Origin of the sequence: Vallitalea okinawensis, from assembly GCF_002964605.1 — a bacterium.
GTDB lineage: Bacteria > Bacillota > Clostridia > Lachnospirales > PQDH01 > Vallitalea_A > Vallitalea_A okinawensis.
Map to the genome: position 1 here is coordinate 328,278 of NZ_PQDH01000003.1, position 26,621 is coordinate 354,898.

Genomic DNA, 26,621 nt, shown 5'->3' on the forward strand with positions numbered 1-26,621 from the left:
TGAACTATTCTATGGCAGCACCAAAAGCAAATAAAGCGTACTATGGAGTCGCGAACCAACTTTCAAACAGATTACACCATTCATTTAATACTCTCTCAAAGTTATATCGCATATCTTCACGTTCTACGCCACTTTTTGCACAAATGTAAAAACTGTCATGTATCTCACTATTTAAATATACGGTAGCAATACCAAGAACTTCATTCTCTTTGATGGGTGCACCTACTTCTTTAGCTAATTTATATTTAATATTGACATCATCTTCTTCGCATAGAGGTAGATTAAGCATACCGTCAATATATGTATCCACCTGTTGCTCTTTCCCTTTTATAACTGTTACAGGTTCAAAATCTATATCCTGTTCTAAAACAGGTTTTAGTTGATACTTTGCGTAGCCATAATTCATAATCTTCCTTGAATCAGACCATTTATAATTTCTGTTTGGCGGCCATCCTGAACCAAGTACAACGGATATAAGGTCCATACCATTCTGTTTTGAAGCACCAACAAAACAGTACCCTGCTTTGCTTGTAAATCCTGTCTTAACACCATATGCCCCGTCATAACTGTATAAGAAATTATTTTTATTTGTTACACCAATAACACGTGAATTACCATTATCTCTTGTCATCTGCCAACTAGGTGTATTGATGATTTCAAGAAATTTTTCGTTACTTAAAGCATAATTAGCTATGATGGCTAAGTCATAAGCTGTGCTGTAATGCCCATTTGCATCAAGACCATTTGGGGTCTTATAGCTTGTTGATAAAGCACCAATCTCATTTGCCTTTTCAGTCATCATCTTACAAAATTCTTCTACTGAACCACCTACATGCTCTGCAATTGCAACTGCCACATCATTTGATGATTGCAACATTAAGGCATAAAGCAGATCTTCAAGGCGATAATTTTCACCAGGTTTAATATACAACTTCACTGGAGGTGCTGATGCAGCTAATTTACTTACTGTTACTAGATCATCAAGGTCTCCATTTTCCAGTGCAACGATACAAGTCATTATCTTAGTTGTACTTGCCATCGATCGCTCTTCATAAGGATTTAGAGCCCATAATACCCTACCACTTTCTCTTTCTATCAATATACCGGAAAGTGCATGTAGATTTAAATTCTCTTCTGCCTTAACTATTATGACCACATTCGTTACAAAATATAAAATCAGCAAAAATATAACAAGTCCCTTTTTCATATTTCTCTCCTCAGAACAGACCACTTATGAAATATATAGTATTTAGGAACTTGTACTATGCGTAGTTTAACTTTTATTCTTCTTATTCTTCTTCATCTTCTTCACTTTCTAAAGTACTTGCCACTTCTTGTTGGAATGCATTAACCATTTCTTGACTAATTTCTGGTAAATCATTGGTGTCTTTAAGACCAAAGTAACGCAAGAATTCATCCGTCGTTCCAAATAAAATAGGCCTACCTGGTGCATGTAATCTACCTTGTTCACTGATTAACTCATACTCAATTAATTTGTTAATGACGTGGTCACAACGTACGCCCCTTATATCCTCTATCTGTGTCCTTGTAATAGGTTGTTTATAGGATATAATAGCTAAGGTCTCTATTAAGGCATCTGTCATGACAAACTTCGTAGGTGTATCAACGATCGTCTTAATATAAGGATAAAAATCTTTCCTTGTAGCCATTTGATATTTACCCTCTATTTCAATAATCTGAATACCTCTATTCTCTAAATCATACCAATCTTTAAGCTTAGTTACAATTTTCTTAGTGGTTTTAGTATCCTGTTCAATAGCCTCTGCGATTTTATTGATATGTATTGGCTCACCTGAAGCAAACAAAACTGCTTCAATAACTCTTTCAAACTTATCTATACTCATGGTTTACCACCTTTGATCTCAATTTCAATTTCTTCAAAAACACCATTCTGACTAATAAAAACTTCATTCATCTTAATTAACTCTAGTAAAGCCAGGAAGGTGGTTATACTTTCACTTTTAGATTTTTTATTCATCACACGACTAAATGAAATCTTCTTTAACTTATTCAATTCATCTAATAAAAACTGAATTTTTTCTTCAACAGTAAATTTATCTTTTTGAATGGAGTTAAATTTACTACGGATGGGGTCAATCTTTTCTTTTTGATTCTTCATCATACGCATATAAATATCGTATAATAACTTTAAACTAATTCCACCTAGCAAATCATCCAACTCTGGCTTTTGTGGTTGATCAACTAATTCTTCTGGAATAGTAGGTTTCTTGGTTAAAATGAGATTGGGACCAAGAATCATGTCCCCCATCTTCGATGCAGCATATTTATACTTTTTATACTCAATTAATTTTTGAACTAATTCTTCTCTAGGATCTTCTTCTTCTTCCTCATGGGTGGGTAAAAGCATTTTGGCTTTTATATTGAGTAGTGTAGCTGCCATAACCAAAAATTCACTGGTTACTTCCATATTAAGTTTTTCTAGTCTTTTTAAATATTGTAGATATTGTTCAGTAACTTCTACAATAGGAATATCATATACATTAAGTTTATTTTTCTCTATTAAATGCAAGAGAAGATCCATAGGACCTTCAAATACTTCTAACTTTATATTAATTGCCATAATTATCACCAATCATGTAAATAGAATAAATAGCGTACTTGAAATCGCGTTAACTACTATCGGTATAAACCCTAGAAAATATAGTAAAAAGAAAACCACGTGAAACATCTTCTCATATTGTAACAACTTAAAATATGTTCGAGGTGAATAGACAGATATCATTTTAGTAATGGATAAAGGTGGTACAGGTATTAAATTAAACACAGAAATGGATATACTATAGTAAATCAAATACTGAATAAAGAATTTGAAATAACTACTGTAACCATCTAAGTACATTGGATTATCTAAATAACCATAAATAACAACGAAGACATAGGCCACTGCCAAACTGGTTACGATACCAATGGAAGCTACCATGATTGTTCCTAATTTCTTATTCTTGAAGTTATTAGCATTAAATTCAACTGGATAAGCCCACCCAACATTTTGAGCTATCAACAAAATGAAGCCAATAGGATCCATATGTTTAAAAGGATTGAAAGACAATTTACCCGTATACCTTGGTGTTTCATCTCCAAGAAAAACTGCCATTACCGCTTTAGGATATTCATGTATAGATATAGCTAAAAGTGCAGCTAATATACTCAAACCAAACTTTATCAAACTTTCCACTTACTCACCTTCTCTATAAAATTAGGCTTACCTTTAAGACCTTAATAGAACATGTACATCTTATTTTACTAATTTATTATAGAAAATGCAAGTTAAACAGGGAACAAAAGCAAAGAAAAAGCCCAAGTAAACTTGGACTTATAACCACATATCAATTAGGTGTTCAATCATTCCTTTAAAAGTAGCTTTCTCAATATCTTCTTGAATGATAATATCTCCTGTACCAATTTCTTTTTCACCTAAATAGTATTTGACTTCACCAATCTTTTGACCTTTCTCAACTGGTGCAGCTATCTTTTCTTCCATCATATATTCCTTTGTTATTTCTGGACTACCAGCTGATTTATCAAGAAGAGTTTTAAAATCTTCTTTGATATAACAATCTACTTTGTCTTTAACACCTTGTTTAATATCAATTTGACCTACTAATTTATTAGCATCTTCTTCAATAACCATTTGATAATGACCAAATCCATAGTCAAACAATGTGACAACATCTTTTGTTCTTGTCTTCTTATCTTCTGCACCCATAATAACAGCAATGATACTCAAACCATTCCGCTCTGCAGTTGCGGATATAGAATACATGGCCTTAGATGTCCATCCAGTTTTTAATCCATTACAACCATCGTAGAACTTGATTAATCTATTTCTATTAGCTAAATCAGTTTCCTGTGTACCATCTTTTCTTTGATGAGTTAATGTATCATGGTATATACTGGATAACTCTAGTACTTGTGGGTATTTGGTTATTAATTCGCGGCTCATTAATGCTATATCACGTGAAGTAGTTAAGTGCCCATCTGCGTCAAGACCGCAGGGATTAACGAAATTGGTATTAACCATACCAAGCTCTTTTGCTTTTGCATTCATCATAGCAACAAAACCTTCTTCGCTACCACCGATATATTCACCAACAGCAACAGCTGCATCATTACCAGAGGCGACAGCAACACCCTTCAATAATAAACCAAGAGTGATTTGTTCATTGGTATCTAAGAAAATAGTAGAACCACCAAAACTTGCTGCATGTTCACTAATAGTAACTACATCATCCTCTGATACTTTACCTGCTGCCAAAGCTTCGTAAGCCAAAAGCAAAGTCATAACCTTGGTTACACTGGCTGGTCTTAATTGTTCATCAGCATTATGTTCATATAACACTTTACCTGTCTCTGCCTCCATTAAAAGAGCTGATTTTGAGCCAATAGTTACTGCATTATCAGCATCTACAGCTAACTCTTCACCTTCTGCTAGAGATTCTACAAAGCTTAGATTAAATATAAACATAAACAAGAACATATAAGTCAATAGTTTCTTCATCTCAAGACCTCCTTAGAAATAAGTAAAATAATCAAACCGCTTAATATTTTATATGGCAGTAATTATTTTAGTTTTTTCCTTAATTGTTTATTATTAATTTAATCCTTATGAAGCAAATTATACATAGTTTGTTAAATCAATTTAATCTCTTTGGATTAATCTTGCTTCTAAAGCAATGACATTTAATCTATCTAAAAAAAATAAAATATTGCTTGTGTAAATCCATTGACTATCATCGGTATATTTTTTCATTAGGCTAAAAGACTCTTCTACAACTGATTTAAACCTTTTTTTACCTATTAAGTGCATGTATTCACCATCACATAATTCTTCGATATTTGTTGCTAATCTTGGGATATAGTCATTCATTACAAGTCCAATCTTGTAATAGCCATCTTTATCAACTTTAACAACTTTTTCGCCACGATCATCTTCAAGAACCACTTCCATTTCACTCAAAATTCGTCGTAAAACATCTTCATTCATATCACCACTATAGCCCTTATAGTAAAAGTATCTTTTCGGCAATTTTTTTACCAATCCATAGAAATCAATTTCTTGAGCACGTTCATAGAAGTCGATAGCTGGCTCTAATAACCGATTTGGTGTAACAGGTTGATCATAATTTTTAATGGAATTAATTTTTTTTAATCCACTAATAACTTCATCTTTGTATTGATCAGGAGACTTATTAACCCAATAATTATAACTTCCAACTTTTTTAATCTCCATTTTACTTCTCCTTCTTTAACCCTTTATCTCTTTATATTTTTATTTAAAAATAATACATCCTATGATATAATATTTTTGGAATTATGAATACAATTGAGCAATAGTAGCTGTTCTTTAGGACAGGAGAACAGTATGAGAATCTGATTATGTCTAAATAAAACCATGGAGGTATATATGACAGATTTCAAAATCATATCCGACAGTTCCTGTGATATACCTGATAGCCTACTGAATGAAAATGACATCTCACTGGTACCCTTTTATGTTAGCTTTGATAAAGAGAATTATTTCAAGGAACGCGTCGAAATATCACTTAAAGATTTTTACTATAAACTTGAGAAAGAAAAGATTTTCCCTAAAACATCCTTACCATCTATGCAGGACTATTTAACACTATTTACGTCATATGCTAAAGAAGGTCAAGACATACTTTGTTTCTGTCTATCTTCTGTCTTTAGTGGTTCTTATCAGTCCGCACAAAATGCAAAAAATATCTTATCTGAAGAATACCCTGATATTAAAATCGAAGTGGTGGATTCAAGACAGGCTACAGCAGGTCAAGGATTAATTGTTTTAGAAGCAGTAAGGATGAGAGATGATGGGCTATCTCTAGAAGAAACACTCTCTAAAATCGAAGTACTAAAGAATGATGTAAGGATTCAGTTTACAGTAGATACTTTAGAGTATCTTCAAATGGGTGGCCGTATTGGTAAAGCAAGTGCATTGGCTGGTAGTATTCTAAACGTTAAACCCTTAATTGTTATGAAAGAAGGCGAATTAATTCCCTCTGGTGTTATAAGAGGACGAAAAAAAGCCCTCCAAAAGATTGTCGACATGACAGTATCTGATTTAGAGGGTAGATCTTATGGGGATTATCGCTTCGTACTAGCTCACGTTCATTCAGCTAATGAAATTAATAAGTTAGAAAAAAAATTGAATGAGGAGTATGGTATATACATAGATTACCCTGAATTCACAATAGGTACGACCATTGGTACCAATACTGGCTCTTCTGCTATAGGTATCTGTTATATTCCTAAATATGAGACATATAAAAACTGACCTCTCGGTCAGTTTTCTAATTTATATCTCTAATATTTTTTATAAATTGCTCCAAAATTATCACAAGCTCTATAATCAGCTCCTTGTGGATCTAATGCTCCGAAAGAACCCCACGCTTTTGGTCTAAATACCTTCTCTTCAGATACATTATGCATTGCCACAGGAATTCTTAACATAGAGGCTAATGTAATAAGATCTGCACCAATATGACCATAACTGATAGCACCATGGTTAGCTCCCCATGCATTCATAACAGAATAAACATCTTTAAAAGGACCATCACCCGTTAAGTTAGGAACAAACCAAGTTGTTGGCCAAGTAGGATTTGTTCTTGCATCTAAAACCTTATGGATATCTTCATCAATATCCACTGTATACCCTTCTGCGATTTGCAATACAGGTCCTAAGCCCTTAACAAGATTGATTCGTGACATTGTACATTGCATGCCACCTTTAGTTAAGAAGCATGAAGAATAACCGCCACCTCTAAAATAACCTTGATCAGCTGGACGCCATGAAGTAGCATCTAAGCATCTTTCAGCCTCTTCTTCAGCAATATCCCAGAATGGCTTCATTATAGGCTCGCCATTAGCGTCTGATTGTTGACCAGTTCCATCAAGTGTAGTTGATCCAGAATTGATAAGGTGAATAATACCATTTGCCGCTCTACCAGTTAACTCTTTACCAGTTACTCGCTTCACTGCTTCTGGACTCCAATATGTACGCACGTCTGAGAAGATTTGAGCAGTTCCTGTTAATAAATGACCAAATAACATGGGCACACCATTGAGTGCATCATTTTCTGTAGCTACAACAAAGGCTTCACGTATACCATTCCAATCAAAAGAAGAGTTTAACATTGCCTCAGAGAAGTCTCCATTTGGGAAGTGATCAGTCCATTGTCTTTGTCCCTGGAAACCAGAAGCAATCGCATTATGTCCTTCAGCCTCTTCACCGAAACCTAATTCTTCTAATCGTTTATTGCCAACCATTAAATCACGTATGATCATTGTCATTTTCACAACATATTCCCATTCAAAATCTTTTCTTTCTCGTGTAGCTTGAAGGTCTTCAGCGTTAAGGTCAGATCCTTCTTTACAGTTTTCTTTCACCCATACAAGTGCTCGTTCATATTCTTCATGGTCATAGATTTTCTCATCAATTCTTCTTGTTACTTCTGACATATCAACGTATTCACAACGCATACCTAAGTAGTCTTCGAAGAAATTTGGATCTACAATAGAACCTGCAATACCCATGGATACGCCACCTACTGATAAATAAGACTTTCCACGCATAGTAGCAACAACTAAACCTGCTTTTGCAAATTGAAGTAATTTTTCTTGTACATCAGTTGGGATAGTATCATCATCTGAATCTTGAACATCTTGACCATAGATTCCAAAGGCTGGCAATCCCTTTTGATCATGACCTGCTAATACTGCCGCTAAGAAAACTGCTCCTGGTCTTTCTGTACCATTGAAGCCCCATACTGCCTTTGGCATAAAGGGGTCCATATCCATAACCTCTGCGCCATAACACCAACATGGCGTTACAGTAATCGATACACCTACACCCTCTCTTGCAAATTTATCAGCGCAACGAGCAGCTTCAGAGACACCTCCGATTGTTGAATCAGCGATAACACATTCGACAGGTAAACCATTAGAATGTCTTAAATTTGATGATAAAAATTCTGCAACTCTTTTTGCCATCCCCATTGTTTGGTCTTCCAAACTTTCTCTAACACCTCTTCTTCTTCCATCGATTGTAGGTCTAATACCAATCTTAGGCATGTCACCATTAAGTCTGCTAATTGGTTCATTCTTTTTCATGAAAACTCCTCCTTCATATAATTAATGCTATCTCCTAAAACTACTGAAGATGTGCTTTGAATACCTATAGTAAACGTTTACTATTCCAATATAGGAATACAACTACTCCTATCTGAATCTCCACAAGATAATTCATAGTAAAATTATGTCTTTAATCTTGCCACTCATTCAGTTTAATGCATGTCTTTGACTGAGTCACCTGCTTGCATATCAAGATGAATAATATGTTCTTTTGACTCAAAGAAAGTATGATCGAGCTTATCCAGTATCAAATTACCTGCTCGTTTTCCCATTTCAAATGAATTTTGCTTAATATAAGTTAGTTGAGGTTCAATAAGACCTGGTAATGTAATATTTCCAAATGAAACTAAAGAAAGATCCTCTGGAATACTGAGCCCTGCTTCTTTAGCTGCTAGCATAACACTCTCCGTCATAATGTTATTCGTTGAAAAAATTGCTGTTGGTAATACCTCTTCTTTTAGTAATTGCTTCATGGATTGATATGAGCATTCTCTATTATAATCACCTTGCAATAAAAATTTATCATTAATAGGAATCCCATATTCTTCTAATGCATCCTTATAAGCTCGTAATCTCTGTTGTGAAGTACTCACTGAGAGTAAACCATTAACAATAGCTATCTGAGTGTGCCCATGTTCAATTAAATGTTTGACAAGTCTATAAGCAGCATCATAGTCATCTTCAACGACATAATCACACTTGATATCTTTGATATATGTATCTACCATTAAGATATTTAACCCTTGATTAATCAGCTCATTAATCTTATCAGGTTTTTCTTGCCGTGTTGCAACTACTACTGCATCAACACGCTTTTCGTTGAGGACTCTTAATAAATTCATTTCCTTCGATGCATCTTCATCAGTACTACCAAAAACCAAGTTATAGCCTTCTACACTAACCACACTCTCTATTCCTCTTGCCAAATCCATGAAATAAGGATTGGCAATATCAGGAACTAAGACACCGATTAAATACGTCTTATTTTGTTTTAAACTTCTAGCTACTGCATTAGGATGATAATTCAGAGCTTTAATCGCATTTTCAACCTTTTCTTTTGCATCTTGACTGACAGGATAGTTACCATTCAAAACTCTTGAGACTGTGGCTGTGGAAACCCTGGCTTCTTTTGCTACGTCTTTTATCGTTGCCATCTTACTCATTCCTTTAAGTAATAGTAATCGTTTACTATATTATATCTTTACAGCGATAAAAAATCAAGAACCTTATTTATTTTTAAAAAAAGATTAACCCTATTCCAAAATAAGATAGTCCCATTACAAGACTATCTTCTCCAGTCATCATCCATGACAATGTTTATACTTTTTTCCACTTCCACAGAAACAAGGTCCATTTCTGTCAATACGTCTATTTTCAAAGAGTATCGGACTTTGATTATGCATATGATTCTTTATATAATCCTTTGCTATAGCTCGAAACTCATCTAATGTAGCTTCATAGAACATCTTCCAACCTTCACATAACCAGCTGATGTGATCCGGTTGATTATCGCCATACACTCTATGCTTCAGACAGTCTCCTGAGCAATAATAAAGATACTCACATTTTTGGCATGCCTTATTCCATTGATTCTTTTGACATCCAAACTGCTTATAAATCTGAGAGTCTTGCATGTCTTCCCAGTTATCTGCTGTAACATTACCTACTTGAAGCTTTTTATCTACAAAGAAATCACATGGGAATATATCACCATTATGTTCGACAACAAAGTATTGACAACAGTTACCACTCATAGGACAGACATTAATTTGACCCAGTATCATAAATGATAATATAGCATCAAAACGTCGTATAGATACCCGATAGGTATCTTCTTTCTTCCATTCGTTAAATATGTCGATTAAGAATTGTCCCCATTGCTTACCAGTTATACTGTAAGGAACATGTTTACCATGTATATCAAATTCAACACAAGGTATGTACTGGTGAAAATAATGTCCATTGTCGGTAAGATAATGATACACTTCTTTAGCATGTCCTACATTAGATTGGCTAACAAGCGTTAAAATATTAAAATCAACTTGGTGTTTTTTGAGTGTTTCAATCCCTTTAATTACACTAGCATGAGTTCCACTATCACCTTTGTTTACTCGATAGCGATCATGGATATACTCAGGTCCATCTAAACTTACTCCAAGTAAAAAATTGTTTTCTTTAAATAACTTAGCCATATCATCAGTTAGCAAGGTACCATTGGTTTGAAGACCATTACTCACCTGTTTACCCCTTGCATATTTCTTCTGTAAACTAACAACTTTCTTGAAAAAATCGGTCCCCATCAAAGTAGGCTCACCACCCTGCCATCCAAAGGAATATACTGGCTGGTCAGTTGCCATATAGCTCTTAATCATTTGCTCCAATACTTCGTCAGACATACGATGTTTATAGGTTTCTGGATACATTGATGCATGATCTAAGTAAAAGCAATAAGCACATCGTAAATTACAATCTGCAGATGATGGTTTTATTAATAATGAGAAAGGTCTCATACAAATTCTCCTTTAACAAATAAACTAATTTTGATCATATCATTATAACACATACAGACATTTTACACAATCTTATGACCATTATAGTTAAAACTCCCCGAAGTTATAACTTGACTTTCTTTGCTTCTTTTCATATAATAATTATTGTAGTAAAAGGGAGTAGCTGGCAAATATTTGCATTGTTGGTCGTCAATACGGTTTATCCCGGTCAACAATCATTGGATACATAGTAGTCAATAGATTCTTTATTGACTGGTCAATGAAAGCAAGACTTTTACTGTATTCACATACAGTGGAGGTCTTTTTTATATTGGAAAAATTACGCTAGCTCTAGACATAAGAGGACTTTCACAAATAACTAAGGGGGAATTTTTCATGGACATTGAACAACTGCTACCATTTATACTCTTTTTTGTCGGATTCATAATGATCATCAAAGGTAGTGATTGGTTTATCGATTCAACGATTTGGGTGGCAAAGGTACTTAATGTACCCAACATTATTATTGGAGCCACTCTAGTGAGTTTATGTACTACTTTGCCTGAAGCCATGGTTTCAACAAGTTCTGCTTTGAAAGGTAATGCAGATATTGCTTTCGGTAATGCTATTGGTTCTATTGCATGTAATACTGGTTTTATACTAGGTATTACAATTCTCTTATCAAAACCATCAATTCATGAGAAATTAGACTTCCAAAAGAAGGGGTTATTACTCATTTCCTTGTTATTAGGATTAATGGGAGTTGGATATTATTATGGTGAACTACCTCTTTTTATTGGATTTGGCTTACTAGGTATCTTATTATTATATCTTATTTCAAATGTCAAAGTAGCTATGGAGAAGCCTTATGATGGTGAAAAAGAAGCCATTGATAAAAGTAAATCAACTGTCATGAGAATGCTTGTTCTATTTGTGATTGGTTTAGTATTAACCATATGGGGTGCTAACTTACTTGTTGATAATGGTGAGAAAATCGCCCGCCTCCTTGGTGTACCAGACGTGGTAATTGGATTAACTCTAACTGCTTTCGGTACCTCTTTACCTGAACTAGTAACTGCTATAACAGCATTTGTTAAAAAAGCTGGTGACTTATCATTAGGTAATATCATTGGTGCTAACTTAATGAATATTCTATTGGTAATAGCTTTATCAACAACTATTTTACCAATTAATATTGAGCCAAGCTATTTAACAATGCATCTACCATTCGTTATACTCATTGTATGTATACCTATTTTAGCTACCTTTAGTAAGAAAGGTTATTTTAGCCGTTTAACAGGATTTATTATGGTCGCTACCTATGCACTTTATATTGGTCTTACCTTTTATGTGGCATAAGTATTGTCAAGATTGATTAAAGCCCGATACATTGACTTGTATCGGGCTTTCGGTTTACCTATCACAACTACGAGAAAGTATGGTTCCTTGCTTGATCATTTCGTGTAACGATATGTATCAAAAGTAATGAGGTTCGATGCTTTATTACTTTTATAAGCAAAACGCATTACTTTCCTACACTACAAAAAAGTGACTAACGTCACGTTTCAAGTATGTGCAGGAAAGTATGGTCCCTTGCGAGCAAAACGCATTACTTTCCTACACTAAAATAAAAGTAGTTTTCATCTTCAATTCTTATATTTTTGAAACCATTTTGATGACATAGCTGCTTTAAGGTTAAATCTGTAGGAATAGCATCTCTTCCCAAGCTATAGCCAATACGTTGATGGTGCTCTTTTAGACCTTGTCTAGAACGCGCATGGGCTATTGCAAATGTCCCTCCATCTGCTAGTAGAGTTCTTACATTACTAAACACAGTTTCTAGGTTCTCAAAATGTGGAATACTATTGTAAATGAGTATCCTATTGAAGCATTGATCCAGTTTAAAGGGTTGGTCAAAGTCTTCACAGATCGTTTCAACTTCATGAAAACACAGCTTAAAGCTCTGAAGTAGTTTCTCAGAAATGTCTAGCCCTATGTACTTCTTTATGCTTTTAAATCTCAGATATGGATAAAGAATACCTGAACCACAGCAAATATCAAGTACTTTAGAATTTTCATCTATATTTAATTTATTGAGCATGTCTTTTATGATTTTTTTCTCATGATCATCTGGTTGGCGTAGCCATGATTGATGATTTTTATTAAAATGCTCTTTCTCGTTAATAATTTTCATGCTTTTTCCTTTCAAGTAAAATACATTAGCAAAACTTTAATTTAGTTATAGAAGATTAATTAGATCTATCCTTTATAAAATCTATTACTTGATGATGCAAGTGAGGTTGGATTTGTGAATAAGTTAAGTTAGGAGGTAACTTTTTAAAAAACTTAATTTCAGCAATTTCTGAATCTGGTAATTCAACTAAAGTAGTTATTTTACTATAGAATAATTGACCGTAAGACTGCTCCTCACCTCTTGTAACTGAATAGGTACAAACAGGGATTAACTCAAATGCCTTAGCTCCTGTCTCCTCAAATAACTCTCTTGAAGCCGCTTGACTTGCACTTTCTCCCTCTTCAATATGCCCTCCAGGAATTTCCCATGTATCACGTTGTTTATGTCGTACAAGAACCCACTGATTTTGATATTGAGACTGAATAACGACGTATTTTAGTTTTTCTTCTGTTATTTTTCCTAACTCATAAAAATCAACTTTTAACATTTTGTCCCCCTTTGTATATTATCAAATAACCTCTTTGAGTATCTCAAAAAACTTATCATGCGCTAGTACTTCATTCCAAGGATAATGGCCACAATCCTTAAGTAGAATATATTCAAAATCACTAACTACTTTCTTAAGCGGTTCAATGACCCCTTTATAAGGATGAGCATCGTATTTACCGTGAATAGCTAAGACTGGACATTGAATTTCACTACCTTTATTTAATAAATCTCCATTCTGACGCAGCTTTAACATCTCAGGCATGACTTTATTGTAGATTTCTGGTTGATAATCAATGGTATCATTAGCGGATATTTCAATAGGTTTGAATGTTTCAGCTTTAGACATAATTTCTCCAAACTGCCCAAAGATAATTTTTTCTTCCTGTAGACTGTCTACTTCTGACCATCTTTTTTGAAGCTGATTCAACAGCATTTGATCTTCTTCTGAAAAACGACAATTCCGTGTAGCGTTCATCTCTTTAACATATTTTTGTTCAAAAGCCCCACAGCCGACTAAGATTACTTTTTTGACTAAGTCGGGGTTAGATGCAGCTAATAAATAAACCAGCCAAGCCCCCCATGAGTGGCCAATTAAAGTTATTGGTTTATCGGCAACCTCTTGAATAATGGCTCTCAATTCTTCAATCTGTCCTTCTACGGTATCAGCCGATTGGAAAGGTTCAATAACACTAAAATCCTTTGAAAGCAGCTTACATATAGGTGCAACAGAACCAGGAGCACCAGGCCCCCCATGAACGACAACTATTTGATAGGGTGAGTCTCCATAACATCTATATCTCTCCATATAACACCTCTTTCTTCTTGATATAACTTCATGAGTTAACCCCTAGCCTTCACCAGGGGTTAATTGTTAAACACTATTCACATACTACAGCTGTTCCCGATGCTGTCACCATTAACATATTCCCTTGACCTAGTACTTCATAATCAATATCAACACCTACAACAGCGTTTGCCCCTACCTTCATAGCCCTATTTTCTAATTCTCTTAAAGCTGTCTGTCTAGCCTCAATCAATTCACCTTCATAGGAATTGGATCTACCTCCAAAGAAATTGGTCAAACCTGCTGCGAAGTCCTTTACAAAGTTGACACCTGTTATAACTTCTCCAAAAACAACACCTCTATACTCTTTGATACTTTTACCTTCAACAGTTGGTGTAGTAGTTACAATCATTTTATTCCCTCCATCTTAAATATTTATTAATCATTAGCTTATTCTTGTTATTTAATAATAAACTATTCTTCTCTTCATTACTATATAGCAAATGTAAATAACGGATATTCAAAGGCTTTTTTGTACCCATGCCATTCTGCAGTCTTGTATGATCCTATGTTAGTTGCCATACAGTCCCAATAAGGAATTAAATTTTTATTTTTACAATCTTTAAGATACTCATATATAAGATATTTAGCAAAGCCTTTTCTTTGATAGTCTTCAACTGTTTCAATATGAGATTCCATCTCATCACCTGCCATAAAACTCGTTACACAACTGGCTACTATTTTGCTATCATATACAATACAATACCCGATACCTTTTTCGAGATATAAATCGAGGCTGGCCCACCATTCCAAGATATTATTCTTAACAAAATCTATATTGTTAACATCGGAAGTAAGGAAATGTCCATCAACACGTTTGACTTCAGCACCATCCAATAAAGGTGGTCTTTTTACTTCTTGATCTTTAAGACCTTGAAATTGATACACGTATTGATATGATTTATGATAACCCGCTCTGTTATCAAATGTCATTTCTAATATATCATCCCATATCTCACTTGTACCACTGATTTCAATATTATTATAATCTAAATCCTGTGATTGCGGAATTATAACCTCATCGAAATATTGACTGAGCCCCTTTACAAAAGATGGATTATTTTCTTCTCCAATCAGATAATAGCCCCCTATCCCCTTGGACCAAATGATTGCAGATTTTGGTTCTCTAGCATTATCAACATATACCTTACCAGGATTATTTAATGCAATAACTGACTTGATTTCTAAATTACATTTATCAACTGATAACATATGCTCTATTCTATGAAATTGTTCTTTTTTTAGCTCCATCATTAGTTATTCCCCCAGAATTATTATATATATTATAAGCTTTGATAATAGTCCCGAAGCTCTCTCTTCTCTTCTTTTGTCAGATCATGCCACCTTCTACTTTGAACAGCGCCTTCTATAGCATAAAGGCTATTCAAGCATGCTTCTGGATCATTCAACTTAATTCTATTAAATACTTCTTTACTACCAAGTTTTATCAAATCCTCTGATGTTTTCACACCTACACTTATAAGCTTGTTCTCTAAGATACTACCTATATTAGGAAGTTGGTTTAATTGACTCATTACCTGTACCTCCTTCTATTTCCCATTCACTCAAATATTCAATGGGTTTAAACTTGATAAGACCGACTTTTTCAATCCTGACTATCATTGGCTTAAAGTCTTTACTCATTATCTCAATACACTTTAGTACATCTGGTTTACTGAGGTCAATGGCCAAAGTACAATGTGGTTCCCATAGATTGGGCTGATAGTACGGCCAGACATATTCTTCATATGCTTTCATTGCTTCATGAAACCGCTTATGTATAAGAAGAAGTCCCTCAGAAACTTTTGGTCCTAAAAACACAACACCTTCATCTGTATTAAAGATACCTATATGAGATAAATTGAGCTCAAACAGCCTCAAGCCACTTGCAAATGTTTCAACATATTTTTGGAAGGTTATTAAATCAGTCAATGAGTCATTATATACTGCTAAAGTAATATGTGGTCTACTATTGGACTCATACATGAACTTGCTTACATTTTTCTCATAAAGGACTTGCCAAATATCCTTAATAATTTTTTCACTATCTTCATCAAAATATAATTCTACAGCATACCCCATTCTTTATCACCTGCATTTTATAATGTACTACTTAAAGTTTTTATTCAAAAGCGTATAGTGAATATGGTCTTCCCAAACATCGTTTATTTTAAGATATTCCTTGGCTAAACCTTCATCATGGAACCCTAACTTTTCCACTACATGTATCGACGCATGATTTCTTGGTATGATATTCGCTTCAATACGATGAAGTTTCAGATCATTAAAAGCTAGTTCAATTCCTTTTACAAGCGCTTCATTCATATAACCATTACCTGTTGCTGCTCCATCCAGCTTATAACCCAAATGACAGGATTGAAAAACACCTCTAACTATATTACTAAACCCAATATTACCAATGGCTTTTTTCTCACCTTTTTTAAACATCCATAATCGTAAAGACTCTTCAGCCTTTATTTTACTGTATTCCATTTCTAACATTTCTTTCTGTTGTTCAAGAGTAAAAAAGCTTTCATCCCTAAGAGGCTCCCATGGCTGAAGAAATTCTCTATTTCTAATATAAAAATCTAAAACCAACTTTGCATCTTCAGGTTTTAATATACGTAGTTCCAAACGCTCTGTAACATATTTCTCGACCATTTTCATCCCTCATTTCTGTAAAAATATACTTTACTGATTCGTATTTTGCTTTTGTGTTGCATTCATCACATGAGTTCTTTCTACTAATCATTGTAATGTTTTCCTTTAACAGAGTCAACTATTATTGGTATTTAAAACAAGAAAAGGACCTAAAGTCCTTTTCATATCTTCTGAAGTAGATCAATCTTATATCTCTATAAGCATTAAAATGATTCCGTTATTAACAATTCAAAGAAAAACTCATATCTATATGCTAAGCAACTAAGAATGATGAGTGATATGCCAATCGTCACTAAGTATGCATTAGGTTTCCCAAAAATGAAACCACCATTACTCAAATATTCTGCCCTATTATCCATATGTTTTGATGTCGAATAATTAGCTTCACAAGCGGATGTTACTTGATGTAAATTAACATTCCCTTTGTCATTAGTGGCTGAAGATACAGGTCCACCCATAAATTTTGAGGCTTTTACCATACCTGCTACACTAAATAAGGTGACCAATAATCCAAGGATAAAGACTCTATCAATAACATTCTCCCCAGATCCCTTAATATTAACAAGAAGTATAACTGCTATTAATCCAACTACAACTATTAATAATCTGATTAACCATCTAGTTAATTTATTCATAAATATCCCACCTCATCATCATCAATTATTTTTACTATCTGATTCATGGCATTCCAGCGTCTTTAACTTATATGATATTAATCTTGGGAACAATATTTCATATTAATTTGTCCTCTTCCCTCATTACTTTCGTATCCAAAATTCTGGTAAATGCTCATAGCTTTATCATTCTGAACGTCACAAGCTAGAAAACTTCTTCTGGCACCATTATCCTTTCCCCATTGAATAGCGTAATTAAGCAAAGAATGCCCTATACCTTTAGACTGGTGATTTGGGTCCACAGCGACTTCTCGTATCCATAGAATAGGACCTTTCTCACTCTCAAAACCATAGAGATTAACACAACATATACCTACTAAGTAATCATTAACTTCTACCACTAAAACATGAGAGTTATCATTTCCATTCCATTCTTTAATCCATTGACCCGTTTCACCTATAAATCCTCTTGACTCTCCTTGACAGGCTTTTGTTACACGACTAGCTTCACTATATTCCTCTTCTTTTAATGTTCTAACTTTCTTACTTGGTTCGCTGATTTCAACTGAATCTAGATCATTAATCCAAAAATCCACCCATTCACTTTCAATCCTGAATCCGAGTAACTTTAATTCTTCCTCAAAGTCATCTGGTATAAATTCAATATAAAAATTCTTTTGATCCGATTGATTAATGAGCTTCTTTAGTCCTTTAATAAAACCCTCCTTTGAGATTGCTCCCCAGAAGATTTGTAATTGATCTCCAATTTCTTTTGTTAAGAAAACATAATTTTCATTACTAAAAAAAACTCTAGCACCTTCTATATCTTCAAAATCAACATACATTAAAGAATTATAAGCCATATTTTTGATTTTTTCTAATAACTTCTTATCCATTAACAATTTCACCTTTTCTCTTATGTATCTTTGACGTTTTTATATGCTATCGTATAACTCACATCCCATCTTAGTCGGATGGTCTTTAACTGTTACTCCTCTTTTTTCTTTTCTTAACATCCACATAACAGCCATATCTCCTCCTCCTGATGCAAGCATGATAATAGCATAAAGCATAACAAAATTATTACCAGTCAATAGTGCATAAAGAACTGGTAGTATACCTAAGATAACTGTTGGTAACATGATGCTAAAACGATATGTACGTATATCTACTGCTTTCGAACAGGTTGCAAAAGGAGTTAGTTTCTTCCACCACACATCTATTTTAACATCTTTTAGTTGAACTTCTTTACATGTCAGAAAACCTACACAATGTAAAACTTCATGAATAATAATCAATGTTACAAGTATAGCAATATAAAGTAAGATATCAATGACAATATTATCAAATATGAGTAATGCATCTGTTATATCTTTTCTCCATAATTGATAATAAAGAATGACAACAAGCATACTAGGTATAATACCGACAATGGTACCTACAATTTGACCTTTATCTATTGACATTGTCATGTCGCGTTTATTAGTATTCATTCAGTTATTTCCTACTTTCCCATTTATCCTTTGTCAACATATGTATCTATCTCTAGTATCCCATCATTTCACAAATGGAAAGAGTAATTTTTCATTCTCTTTTTCATGCATCGTTTTCTTATTGATGAGTTTAAAGCCAGTATCAATATAGGATTCAACCTCCTTTTCACTAAGGCTGTCTACTGCTGTCTTAACAGCTATATACCCCATATTAAAAGGTCTCTGAACAACGATTGCTGTCGTAATATCATCCTCAAGATACTGAATTTGCTCTAAGGATGAATCAAACCCAACAACAACTATTTCACCTTCTAATCCTAATTCCTCTACAGCTCTTGCTACCCCCAGCGCTGATGGATCATTAGCTCCAAAAATCCCTTTCAAATTTGGATACTTATTAATAATGCGCTTAGTCTCTTCATAAGCCTTATCTTCTAAACCATCACTATAGGCAATCTCAACAATTTTAATATTTTTATACTCAGATAAAGCTTCTGTAAAACCACTTTCTCTATCAATTGCAGTTGAAGCACCTTCCACATAACTTATTACAGCAACTTCTCCCTCTTCCTTGATTAACTTAGCTAATTCATGAGCTACAGCACGTGTAGCATTGACATTGTCTGTTGCAATAAAGCTGGTAGCTAATCCACCTGCAATATTTGAATCAAGTGTCATTAATGTAATCTCCTCTTTTATAGCCTTTTCAGCAACTGGTACCAAGTACTTATAGTCACATGCTGCTAAAATAATTGCATCTGGTTGAGTCTTAATAGTATCCTCCATTATTCTTATTTGACCATGAATATCCGATTCATCCGTAGGTCCTTGAATTTCAAGATTAATATTGAGTTCTTCAGCAGCAACTTCGGCACCCATCTTAACGAGTTGCCAAAACTCCAAATCTTCTTCAACACTTTTCAAAACTAAACCTATCTTTTTCTCATTATTTCCATCGCCATTAATTTGTGTAGCAATGACTAAATATAAAACCAAAAGAACGCAACTTATTAACAGAATGAAACTGACTATTTTATTCACCCTATCCCCCCAAGTTTGACTAAAATTGATTTTAAAGCTAAACGTTTAGCCCTACTGTAATTATATCAATAATTCTAATAATGTCAAACTAGGTCTTACAAACATTGGGGAGTTATACTTCTTATCGTCTAAGTAATCTTAGCCAGCTCTATTTCATATTTCCTTTCCATTATACTTCTTAATATGACTAAATGGTGGTTCATAAAAGATAGATACCGCCGCAAGAATTTCATCTTTTCTTTTTGCACTTTCTTCATCATTTAGGTTCAATACGATATCCTCTACATCATGGGGACCTTGGCGCCAGTGACCGGTGATAGCACCCTTAAATTCGCCATCAATCAAAATATACTGAAGTACCTCAAGACCTTTGAAGTTTTCTTTTAAATTATGTTCTTGTGATTTAACCAAAAAGTCTGATCTATGGAAAACATAGACTGATGGTTCCATGGTCATATCATCGCTTTCTTTTAAATTTAGATCTACAGAGCGCATCCAATAAACACTGTCTTCTAAAGCAACAGAGGTGATCACCTTATTCTTTTCCAAATCAGCAATAGCTTCTTTAATATCTCTCTTGGGTAATCTCAACCAACTCTTCATACCATCAATTGTACCAAAGACATTCAGATATAAAAAGTCCATTATCATTTTAGAAATAGCATCTGTTTTTGTATATCGATTTGGAGTAATACCTTGCCACTCATTCTCGAAAACATACCACCCGCGTTCCCAATCATCGTCTATCTGATCTTCATATACCATGAAAGCCTTTTGAAGTTTATGCAATATAGGCATGATTTCTTTATTAAGCATACCTGTCATCTCTTTTAATTGCTTGCTTGTTAGTGGACCTTCTTGTTTAAGTATATCAAGTATGCGAGCTTCTTCAAACGTCATAATACCCATATCTTTCTTGAATGCAGCCATATAAAGTTCCATATTTTCTGCATAAACATAACCTACACTACCACCTTGAAAGCGACCTTTTACAATCATCCTTTTCCCCCGCAAGTCATCGTTAAGAGCAATATCATCAAATTTAGCTCTATGTACTAAGCTTGGTGCTTCTCCGGGACGACTAAAATACCTAGGTGCTACTGGCTGCATTTTCTTAAAAAGTTTTTTATAATCTTCTTTTGTTCCTATTTGGTTACTTAGGCACTGTCGTTTCATCATTTCTGCAATTAAAGCTTTTCGTCTCATTAGTGTAACTCCTTATTTGTTTTAATAGATAATATCCAATCTCCTTTTATTTCTCAAACCATACCAACATACTACCTGCGGTAGTCAACTCATTTTCTTTCCCAGCATCTGCTTTTAAATCTGCCAATCCTTTTATGTATTCACCTTCAGGTATTAGATGAAGCATTGAAAATCCTTTATCCTCCACCAATTTTATAAACTCTGGTGTAATTAACTTTCCTCTACCTCTATGTTTTTCCACATTCTTTAACCACTTAAACTTTCTTTCTTCGGCTTTTTGTTGGATCTCATCGATATCAGGATATCTCTCTTTGTCCACATCAATGGTTGATGGGAAATAAGAAGCATAAAACCTCTTCTCAATTTGTGAATGTGATTGAGTAATGATACATAACTTTCCTGACTCTTTAAGAACTCGTCTTATTTCTTTAAACATCAGTTTGAGGTCTAATACGTGATGTATGACATCAGTCATATAAACAAAATCAAAAAAGTCATCATTATAAGGGATTTTTTCATGATTACCCTTTGTGATGATTAGATTAGGATTCTTTCTGATGGCTTTCTGTCGCATACCATCAGAAGGTTCTAATCCGTAGATCTGTGCGTCAGTTAACTTGTGAAAACTATTCATATAGTTACCAGTTCCACAACCAAAGTCTAAAATTTTACTGTTAGCATTCATATTAACTTCATCAAGAAACATCTTTATTAACTCAACGTCTGATTCTCTCACATTGTCATACTTTTTAGAAAGTTCATTATAATTCACTTTCAACAAAATCTCCCCCTTGCCTATGTAGTATACGCTTTATTTAAGCTATATTATCCTATTTGCTAATTAATTAATAACCCATAATAGTCTTAAGTTGATTGACATTATCAATCGTAGTCAGCATTTCAACTAATTTAAATGCAACGTCAATAGCCGTTGATGGACACCAGGATGTTATAATATTTTGATCTACTACAACTGGTTCATTGATTACTGTTACATTATATTGCATTAATTCTTTCTGCCTTCTACCACCCATAAGGTGATATGTTGTAGCACTTCTATTATTAAGTATACCACTTTTACCTAAAGGTAGAGCTCCTACGCATATAGAAGCTATTATTTTTCCTTGGGCATTAAATTCCCTTATTAATTGGAGTACATCTTCCTGATAAGCATCTTTGTAAAAACCATAATCACCAAAACCGCCTGGTACAGCTAATGCCTCATATTCCCTAACGTCTATATCATTTAGCAATCTGTCTACTTTTAGCGGAATATTAAATGTAGTAAGTACTTCTTTGGCTCTACCGCAAGTGATTACATTGATATCACCTTTTAAATAGTGCTTATGCCAACCAATAACGTCGACAAAAGCACTCATTTCTATTAATTCTACTCCTTGAGCTAAATACATGAGTATTTTCACTTTACCCCTCCATACACTACTCTAAATTCCTCACATACTACTAGCATATCTTCTGAGAAAGCCCTCTTCACTTCTTTAAGTTCCTCTTCAAAGAATTGATTATGTACCTTTCTCCAATAATTTAGACTTCTATCTCCTTCACCTTCTTTATAAGCAAAGGCTTCTGGTACTTCTTTAAAAGGTACAATATTTACATTTACTGTTTCAATAATACACTGAGCCTCGCCATCCCAATTGGTTATAATACTCAGGTCACCTATTTGTGGTATTTCTTCGTCTTCCATACTATACCAATAGTGTAACGATGATGTAGCAATTTTAACTCCTGATTTAACTAACTCAGCTAGATGATTTGCACTCTCTTCATCATTGCAGAAATGCCATGCTTCATACTCTCTATTGAATTTATCATCATTAATTGCATCAAGATATGCTCTCCACATTTTCTGTACTGATTGATGCTCTTTGTCCATGTCGTTGCCTCCTAATAATGTTTATACTTTGACTAAAATTTTATTTCCTCTGTTAACTTAACATCTGCAAACCAGTCACCAAGAACTTTATTATGATGTTCAATGATTTGAGACGCTTTTAATGTACTATCTATAGTACTGTGACCATCCTTAACTAAACTAACATCATAGCCTAATGAAAAGGCACGTCTACATGTTGTATCAACACAATATTCTGTTTGAAGTCCAGTCATTATTAAATGACTTATATTTCTCTGCTCCAGCTCGTCTTTCAGTGTAGTATCTTGGAAGGAATCTGGTTTATTTTTATGAACAATAATATCGCCTTCCTTGGGTTTAATATCTTGATGTACTTGCCAAACCTCAGAACCATACTGTAGAATACCACCTTCATCATGATGATGTTGTACATATATAATTGGAATTTCCTTTTCACGAGCTTCCATGATAAGTTTTTTAATGTTTTCTAATAATTCTTTTTCATTATAAATCGGATAATTGGCAATATTAAATATCCCAACTTGTACATCAATTATTACTAATGCGCTATTACCCATCTCAATAACCACCTTTAATTAAATATTTAATAAAATACTAACTTCTATTATATCATAAGATCGATGCGCAACCACCTACAACAACTTCAGAAATATTATCTTCATGTAATTTAAGTCTTACCCTTATTTCTGAAGGTTGACCCATACTATAGCCTTGTTCAAATACGTAATCTTTTACAAGAAACTTATCTTTGTACTTACTTAGATAGCAGGCGAGTGCACCGTTAGATGTACCCGTTGCAGATTCCTCATCAATACCATACAGTGGTGCAAAATTTCTACAATGTGCACTTGCTTCTTCTTTAGTTTCTAAAGTAAAAGCATGTATTCCAGTAACATTATATTGTCTGCTCAATTGACTAATATTATTATAATGAGGTTGCATGTTCGTAAGAAGATGTAAATCTCTAATGGGCAAAAATATATCCCTTATTCCTGTGGATACTACTTGTATAGGTAAATCATTATCGATTAACTCATCATTCAAGTCAAAGCAACTCAATAACTCATTCTTATTAAGTGTTTCAAGAAACTGTGGCTTCTTTTGTTCCATATAGACCAAGTGGTGCTCATCAATGACTATTTTCAATATTCCTGCCTTTGTTTCTTGTTGATAACATCCTTGACCAATGATTCCTCGTTCTCTTAGTAGACTAAAGGTTGCTATGGTAGCATGCCCACAAAGGTCTACCTCTTCAACAGGGGTAAAAAATCTCACTCTAAAGTCTGCTTTATTTGAGTCCATGACGAAAGCTGTCTCGGAATAACCAACTTCTGAAGCAATTTTACGCATAGCATCATCATTTAAGTGATCTGCATTTAAAACAACGCCTGCCGGGTTACCGCCTCTATTATTCTTAGTAAAAGAACGCAATCGAAAAATTTCAGACATAACGCTCACCTCTTTAATTGACCTAAATCAAAAGCTTAAAGATCTTTTTTCATTATACACGCTTTACCAAACTCCTCTGATTCAATCTCTTGTACAGGTATATAACCATATTTCTGATAAAACTGATAGGCTGTTAAGCTTGCAGGTAATTGGACAGTTTTAATGCCATTACTGCTAGCAATGTTTTCAATAAACTCCAGTAGCTTTCTTCCAACACCTCGCCCATGATATTTTACGTCAACAAATAAGGCATATAGGGTATCCCCTTCTAAACTAACCGTGCCTACTACAACATTCTCTTCATAAGCAACATACATATCTCTATCTTCTGACAGCAAAGTTACGTATTCAGGTGTATACAACTTAGTCATATAATTAATAACCGTCTCTGGGTAGTCTTTACTATTTACTTTTATGAGATTATCTCTTATTATATGGGATACTTTTATAGCATCACTTTTTTCATATGGTCTAATTGAAATAGCCTTAGTATCCAATACAACCCCTCCATTATAATTGTTACTTTAGAATCTCTAATGCCTTTTCAACAAAGGTATCAATATCCTTATAATAGTCATCTAGAGATTGAAAAGCCAATAAATCAGGCTCCATCACTTTTCCCTCCGTTTGGTAAGAAAAATCGCTGGACCAACCTTCCCACATTCCATAGCTAACTTGATAATTCTTACTCGGTAATGATACTGTTGTAGGAAGACCTCCTCCTGATAACACAACCCTATTTGATATCACAGTCCCTAAATCATATTCCAAACAGGCACTTATAAAGCTATCTGAAGAGCTATAAGTATACTCATTGGACAGTATAACTACTGGCAATGTATTGAGATATTGGTTGTCATTAGGCAGAATTCTCCAAGTCCACCATGGACTATAGCCCTCTTCAGCATCTCTACTCTTAGTATGTCTTTGAGATTCTGCTATCGTTCTAAAATAATAAATATCCATAAACCTCTCAGTTTTCTTATATCTAAAATTACATATATCGATTTCATTATCCGTTAAATACCCAAGAATATCTCTAAATGACTCATTTCCTCCACCATTATATCTTAGATCTATGATAACACCATTAACATCCGCTTCTTCTAACTTCAAGACTATTTTTTCAAATTGCCTAATTATGTCTTTAGGACTAGTAGCAAAAGAAGGTATAAGGATATAGCCAATGTTCTTATCAAGTATATTATAGCTAGGTAAATCATTTTCATGATAATAGCCAAAATTAATATTCTCGCTACCCTTTTCCTTATCGATGGTGTATTTCTTTTGGAAGTCAATAGTTACTGTTTTCTGAGCTCCTTCTTTATTCTTAAGAAGTATATCCACTTGATCTGGAATTGTCTCATAGAACAGTGAAAAGTATGAAAGAATTTCGCCATTGATTTGACTCTGTGGATTCATAACTTTTTTTATATTACTTTCAACCTCAGTAAAGGGAATTCCATTCAAAGAAATTATTTCCCAACCAACTATATCAAAACTCTTTTGAGCAGCTATAATGATTGGTCGACCTTCAATAACTTTATAATCAAAAAGCTGCGTGTAATCTGTATTAATTTTACTTCTAATAGCGTATCTGGTATCGTAGTTAGAGGTATTAAAGTTCATATGTCCATCTTTAAAAAGACCTATAAATTGAAGACATATCCTATAAAACTGTCGATCATTTACGGCATTGACTACTTGTTCTTTATACTTTTGATATTCATCTTCTAAGTTTAGCTCTAATGCCTCTTGCTTATAATCGAAGAGTATATAATTCTCTTTTAACTCTTTGTATAAAAAGTCAAAATCAATGATAAACTGTTCCTGTTTTGATAAGGAGCTTATATCCTCTTCAAGATGGTTCAAATAAACAGCCTCTCTTTGATTGATACCATAACCTCTATCCATAGCTAATGTAATAAATAATAAGACTAAAATTGCAATTATTAGAACTGATGACAGAAAAATAATTAATTTCTTTTTTCCCCTCATTCTTAATGAACCCGAACCTTTCTAATTGGTCACTTTCTCATTTACCTTTTAAAGCA

At 33.9% G+C, this 26,621-nt stretch carries 31 protein-coding genes; 2 read left to right on the forward strand and 29 right to left on the reverse strand.

Translation table 11 applies throughout. The features are described 5' to 3' along the window. Nucleotides 1-40: 40 nt before the first annotated feature. From C1Y58_RS11005 to C1Y58_RS11030, 6 genes are all read right to left on the reverse strand, one after another. Nucleotides 41-1,207 carry a D-alanyl-D-alanine carboxypeptidase family protein gene (locus tag C1Y58_RS11005; RefSeq protein WP_105616093.1) on the reverse strand — a complete coding sequence of 389 codons (1,167 nt, stop codon included), beginning with the start codon at nt 1,205-1,207 and terminating at the stop codon, nt 41-43. Nucleotides 1,208-1,289: 82 nt separating this feature from the next. Then, a complete protein-coding gene (scpB, locus tag C1Y58_RS11010) occupies nt 1,290-1,865 on the reverse strand; it encodes an SMC-Scp complex subunit ScpB (protein WP_105616094.1) in 576 nt (191 codons plus the stop codon). Beyond that, nucleotides 1,862-2,602: a segregation and condensation protein A gene (locus tag C1Y58_RS11015; protein WP_105616095.1), complete on the reverse strand. Its 741-nt coding sequence runs from the start codon at nt 2,600-2,602 to the stop codon at nt 1,862-1,864. The genes scpB and C1Y58_RS11015 overlap by 4 nt, the downstream gene beginning before the upstream one ends. Before the next feature lie 12 nt (nt 2,603-2,614). Further along, nucleotides 2,615-3,217: a site-2 protease family protein gene (locus C1Y58_RS11020; protein ID WP_105616096.1), complete on the reverse strand. Its 603-nt coding sequence runs from the start codon at nt 3,215-3,217 to the stop codon at nt 2,615-2,617. A gap of 138 nt (nt 3,218-3,355) precedes the next feature. After that, complete coding sequence (locus C1Y58_RS11025; RefSeq protein WP_105616097.1) at nt 3,356-4,540, reverse strand: D-alanyl-D-alanine carboxypeptidase family protein; 1,185 nt, start codon at nt 4,538-4,540, stop codon at nt 3,356-3,358. Between the two features lie 141 nt (nt 4,541-4,681). Further along, nucleotides 4,682-5,272, reverse strand: coding sequence for a hypothetical protein (locus tag C1Y58_RS11030; RefSeq protein ID WP_105616098.1), 591 nt, complete (start codon nt 5,270-5,272; stop codon nt 4,682-4,684). Nucleotides 5,273-5,446: 174 nt separating this feature from the next. Here C1Y58_RS11030 and C1Y58_RS11035 point away from each other — a divergent pair, with 174 nt between their 5' ends. Beyond that, nucleotides 5,447-6,334, forward strand: a complete 888-nt coding sequence (locus tag C1Y58_RS11035; RefSeq protein WP_157950051.1) for a DegV family protein — start codon at nt 5,447-5,449, stop codon at nt 6,332-6,334. Nucleotides 6,335-6,363: 29 nt separating this feature from the next. On the opposite strand, the gene C1Y58_RS11040 is transcribed toward C1Y58_RS11035, so the two are convergent. From C1Y58_RS11040 to C1Y58_RS11050, 3 genes are all read right to left on the reverse strand, one after another. Beyond that, a complete protein-coding gene (locus C1Y58_RS11040) occupies nt 6,364-8,169 on the reverse strand; it encodes an L-fucose isomerase (RefSeq protein WP_105616100.1) in 1,806 nt (601 codons plus the stop codon). Between the two features lie 173 nt (nt 8,170-8,342). Further along, nucleotides 8,343-9,344 (reverse strand): LacI family DNA-binding transcriptional regulator, encoded by a 1,002-nt coding sequence (locus C1Y58_RS11045; RefSeq protein WP_105616101.1) that lies wholly within the window; start codon nt 9,342-9,344, stop codon nt 8,343-8,345. 147 nt (nt 9,345-9,491) lie between these two features. Next, complete coding sequence (locus C1Y58_RS11050) at nt 9,492-10,700, reverse strand: anaerobic sulfatase maturase (protein WP_105616485.1); 1,209 nt, start codon at nt 10,698-10,700, stop codon at nt 9,492-9,494. A 375-nt stretch (nt 10,701-11,075) separates the two neighbouring features. Here C1Y58_RS11050 and C1Y58_RS11055 point away from each other — a divergent pair, with 375 nt between their 5' ends. Next, nucleotides 11,076-12,038: a calcium/sodium antiporter gene (locus C1Y58_RS11055; protein ID WP_105616102.1), complete on the forward strand. Its 963-nt coding sequence runs from the start codon at nt 11,076-11,078 to the stop codon at nt 12,036-12,038. A gap of 250 nt (nt 12,039-12,288) precedes the next feature. Here the strand turns inward: C1Y58_RS11055 and C1Y58_RS11060 are convergent, their stop codons facing one another. From C1Y58_RS11060 to C1Y58_RS11155, 20 genes are all read right to left on the reverse strand, one after another. Next, the gene (locus tag C1Y58_RS11060; protein WP_105616103.1) at nt 12,289-12,873 is read right to left on the reverse strand and encodes a class I SAM-dependent DNA methyltransferase; all 585 of its coding nucleotides are present in this window, start codon (nt 12,871-12,873) and stop codon (nt 12,289-12,291) included. A 55-nt stretch (nt 12,874-12,928) separates the two neighbouring features. Further along, nucleotides 12,929-13,360, reverse strand: a complete 432-nt coding sequence (locus C1Y58_RS11065; RefSeq protein WP_105616104.1) for an NUDIX hydrolase — start codon at nt 13,358-13,360, stop codon at nt 12,929-12,931. 21 nt (nt 13,361-13,381) lie between these two features. Next, nucleotides 13,382-14,167: an alpha/beta fold hydrolase gene (locus tag C1Y58_RS11070; protein WP_105616105.1), complete on the reverse strand. Its 786-nt coding sequence runs from the start codon at nt 14,165-14,167 to the stop codon at nt 13,382-13,384. Nucleotides 14,168-14,240: 73 nt separating this feature from the next. After that, complete coding sequence (locus C1Y58_RS11075) at nt 14,241-14,558, reverse strand: putative heavy metal-binding protein (RefSeq protein ID WP_105616106.1); 318 nt, start codon at nt 14,556-14,558, stop codon at nt 14,241-14,243. An 80-nt stretch (nt 14,559-14,638) separates the two neighbouring features. Continuing rightward, nucleotides 14,639-15,460, reverse strand: coding sequence for a GNAT family N-acetyltransferase (locus C1Y58_RS11080; protein ID WP_105616107.1), 822 nt, complete (start codon nt 15,458-15,460; stop codon nt 14,639-14,641). A gap of 29 nt (nt 15,461-15,489) precedes the next feature. Then, on the reverse strand, nt 15,490-15,741 hold the full coding sequence (locus tag C1Y58_RS11085) for a TfoX/Sxy family protein (RefSeq protein WP_105616108.1): 252 nt from the start codon (nt 15,739-15,741) through the stop codon (nt 15,490-15,492). Then, complete coding sequence (locus C1Y58_RS11090) at nt 15,716-16,288, reverse strand: 2'-5' RNA ligase family protein (protein ID WP_105616109.1); 573 nt, start codon at nt 16,286-16,288, stop codon at nt 15,716-15,718. The genes C1Y58_RS11085 and C1Y58_RS11090 overlap by 26 nt, the downstream gene beginning before the upstream one ends. A gap of 27 nt (nt 16,289-16,315) precedes the next feature. Beyond that, nucleotides 16,316-16,867 (reverse strand): GNAT family N-acetyltransferase, encoded by a 552-nt coding sequence (locus C1Y58_RS11095; protein ID WP_105616110.1) that lies wholly within the window; start codon nt 16,865-16,867, stop codon nt 16,316-16,318. Nucleotides 16,868-17,070: 203 nt separating this feature from the next. After that, nucleotides 17,071-17,502, reverse strand: a complete 432-nt coding sequence (locus C1Y58_RS11100; protein ID WP_105616111.1) for a hypothetical protein — start codon at nt 17,500-17,502, stop codon at nt 17,071-17,073. A gap of 77 nt (nt 17,503-17,579) precedes the next feature. Next, nucleotides 17,580-18,377 carry a GNAT family N-acetyltransferase gene (locus C1Y58_RS11105; protein ID WP_105616112.1) on the reverse strand — a complete coding sequence of 266 codons (798 nt, stop codon included), beginning with the start codon at nt 18,375-18,377 and terminating at the stop codon, nt 17,580-17,582. 39 nt (nt 18,378-18,416) lie between these two features. Beyond that, the gene (locus tag C1Y58_RS11110; RefSeq protein WP_105616113.1) at nt 18,417-18,974 is read right to left on the reverse strand and encodes a DUF3267 domain-containing protein; all 558 of its coding nucleotides are present in this window, start codon (nt 18,972-18,974) and stop codon (nt 18,417-18,419) included. Between the two features lie 63 nt (nt 18,975-19,037). Next, nucleotides 19,038-20,015 carry a substrate-binding domain-containing protein gene (locus tag C1Y58_RS11115; RefSeq protein ID WP_157950052.1) on the reverse strand — a complete coding sequence of 326 codons (978 nt, stop codon included), beginning with the start codon at nt 20,013-20,015 and terminating at the stop codon, nt 19,038-19,040. 153 nt (nt 20,016-20,168) lie between these two features. Next, nucleotides 20,169-21,221, reverse strand: a complete 1,053-nt coding sequence (locus C1Y58_RS11120) for a hypothetical protein (protein ID WP_105616115.1) — start codon at nt 21,219-21,221, stop codon at nt 20,169-20,171. Nucleotides 21,222-21,267: 46 nt separating this feature from the next. Then, the gene (locus C1Y58_RS11125) at nt 21,268-21,993 is read right to left on the reverse strand and encodes a class I SAM-dependent methyltransferase (protein WP_242985390.1); all 726 of its coding nucleotides are present in this window, start codon (nt 21,991-21,993) and stop codon (nt 21,268-21,270) included. A gap of 73 nt (nt 21,994-22,066) precedes the next feature. Next, nucleotides 22,067-22,645: a DJ-1/PfpI family protein gene (locus C1Y58_RS11130; protein WP_105616116.1), complete on the reverse strand. Its 579-nt coding sequence runs from the start codon at nt 22,643-22,645 to the stop codon at nt 22,067-22,069. Further along, nucleotides 22,642-23,118, reverse strand: a complete 477-nt coding sequence (locus C1Y58_RS11135; protein ID WP_105616117.1) for an ASCH domain-containing protein — start codon at nt 23,116-23,118, stop codon at nt 22,642-22,644. Before C1Y58_RS11135 ends, C1Y58_RS11130 begins: the two co-directional genes overlap by 4 nt. Nucleotides 23,119-23,150: 32 nt before the next feature. Next, nucleotides 23,151-23,675 carry a cysteine hydrolase family protein gene (locus C1Y58_RS11140; RefSeq protein WP_105616118.1) on the reverse strand — a complete coding sequence of 175 codons (525 nt, stop codon included), beginning with the start codon at nt 23,673-23,675 and terminating at the stop codon, nt 23,151-23,153. A gap of 52 nt (nt 23,676-23,727) precedes the next feature. Next, a complete protein-coding gene (locus C1Y58_RS11145; RefSeq protein WP_105616119.1) occupies nt 23,728-24,567 on the reverse strand; it encodes a PhzF family phenazine biosynthesis protein in 840 nt (279 codons plus the stop codon). Nucleotides 24,568-24,602: 35 nt separating this feature from the next. Beyond that, entirely contained in the window at nt 24,603-25,064 is a 462-nt protein-coding gene (locus C1Y58_RS11150) for a GNAT family N-acetyltransferase (RefSeq protein WP_105616120.1), read from the reverse strand. A gap of 22 nt (nt 25,065-25,086) precedes the next feature. Then, nucleotides 25,087-26,565, reverse strand: a complete 1,479-nt coding sequence (locus C1Y58_RS11155) for a S41 family peptidase (protein ID WP_105616121.1) — start codon at nt 26,563-26,565, stop codon at nt 25,087-25,089. Between the last annotated feature and the right edge of the window lie 56 nt (nt 26,566-26,621).

Coding starts and splice junctions, on each gene's coding strand:
- C1Y58_RS11005 (WP_105616093.1), bottom strand. CDS start 1,207: ATGAAAAAGGGACTTGTTATATTTTTGCTGATTTTATATTTTGTAACG.
- scpB (WP_105616094.1), bottom strand. CDS start 1,865: ATGAGTATAGATAAGTTTGAAAGAGTTATTGAAGCAGTTTTGTTTGCT.
- C1Y58_RS11015 (WP_105616095.1), bottom strand. CDS start 2,602: ATGGCAATTAATATAAAGTTAGAAGTATTTGAAGGTCCTATGGATCTT.
- C1Y58_RS11025 (WP_105616097.1), bottom strand. CDS start 4,540: ATGAAGAAACTATTGACTTATATGTTCTTGTTTATGTTTATATTTAAT.
- C1Y58_RS11030 (WP_105616098.1), bottom strand. CDS start 5,272: ATGGAGATTAAAAAAGTTGGAAGTTATAATTATTGGGTTAATAAGTCT.
- C1Y58_RS11035 (WP_157950051.1), top strand. CDS start 5,447: ATGACAGATTTCAAAATCATATCCGACAGTTCCTGTGATATACCTGAT.
- C1Y58_RS11040 (WP_105616100.1), bottom strand. CDS start 8,169: ATGAAAAAGAATGAACCAATTAGCAGACTTAATGGTGACATGCCTAAG.
- C1Y58_RS11045 (WP_105616101.1), bottom strand. CDS start 9,344: ATGGCAACGATAAAAGACGTAGCAAAAGAAGCCAGGGTTTCCACAGCC.
- C1Y58_RS11050 (WP_105616485.1), bottom strand. CDS start 10,700: ATGAGACCTTTCTCATTATTAATAAAACCATCATCTGCAGATTGTAAT.
- C1Y58_RS11055 (WP_105616102.1), top strand. CDS start 11,076: ATGGACATTGAACAACTGCTACCATTTATACTCTTTTTTGTCGGATTC.
- C1Y58_RS11060 (WP_105616103.1), bottom strand. CDS start 12,873: ATGAAAATTATTAACGAGAAAGAGCATTTTAATAAAAATCATCAATCA.
- C1Y58_RS11065 (WP_105616104.1), bottom strand. CDS start 13,360: ATGTTAAAAGTTGATTTTTATGAGTTAGGAAAAATAACAGAAGAAAAA.
- C1Y58_RS11070 (WP_105616105.1), bottom strand. CDS start 14,167: ATGGAGAGATATAGATGTTATGGAGACTCACCCTATCAAATAGTTGTC.
- C1Y58_RS11075 (WP_105616106.1), bottom strand. CDS start 14,558: ATGATTGTAACTACTACACCAACTGTTGAAGGTAAAAGTATCAAAGAG.
- C1Y58_RS11080 (WP_105616107.1), bottom strand. CDS start 15,460: ATGATGGAGCTAAAAAAAGAACAATTTCATAGAATAGAGCATATGTTA.
- C1Y58_RS11085 (WP_105616108.1), bottom strand. CDS start 15,741: ATGAGTCAATTAAACCAACTTCCTAATATAGGTAGTATCTTAGAGAAC.
- C1Y58_RS11090 (WP_105616109.1), bottom strand. CDS start 16,288: ATGGGGTATGCTGTAGAATTATATTTTGATGAAGATAGTGAAAAAATT.
- C1Y58_RS11095 (WP_105616110.1), bottom strand. CDS start 16,867: ATGGTCGAGAAATATGTTACAGAGCGTTTGGAACTACGTATATTAAAA.
- C1Y58_RS11100 (WP_105616111.1), bottom strand. CDS start 17,502: ATGAATAAATTAACTAGATGGTTAATCAGATTATTAATAGTTGTAGTT.
- C1Y58_RS11105 (WP_105616112.1), bottom strand. CDS start 18,377: ATGGATAAGAAGTTATTAGAAAAAATCAAAAATATGGCTTATAATTCT.
- C1Y58_RS11110 (WP_105616113.1), bottom strand. CDS start 18,974: ATGAATACTAATAAACGCGACATGACAATGTCAATAGATAAAGGTCAA.
- C1Y58_RS11120 (WP_105616115.1), bottom strand. CDS start 21,221: ATGAGACGAAAAGCTTTAATTGCAGAAATGATGAAACGACAGTGCCTA.
- C1Y58_RS11135 (WP_105616117.1), bottom strand. CDS start 23,118: ATGGACAAAGAGCATCAATCAGTACAGAAAATGTGGAGAGCATATCTT.
- C1Y58_RS11140 (WP_105616118.1), bottom strand. CDS start 23,675: ATGGGTAATAGCGCATTAGTAATAATTGATGTACAAGTTGGGATATTT.
- C1Y58_RS11145 (WP_105616119.1), bottom strand. CDS start 24,567: ATGTCTGAAATTTTTCGATTGCGTTCTTTTACTAAGAATAATAGAGGC.
- C1Y58_RS11155 (WP_105616121.1), bottom strand. CDS start 26,565: ATGAGGGGAAAAAAGAAATTAATTATTTTTCTGTCATCAGTTCTAATA.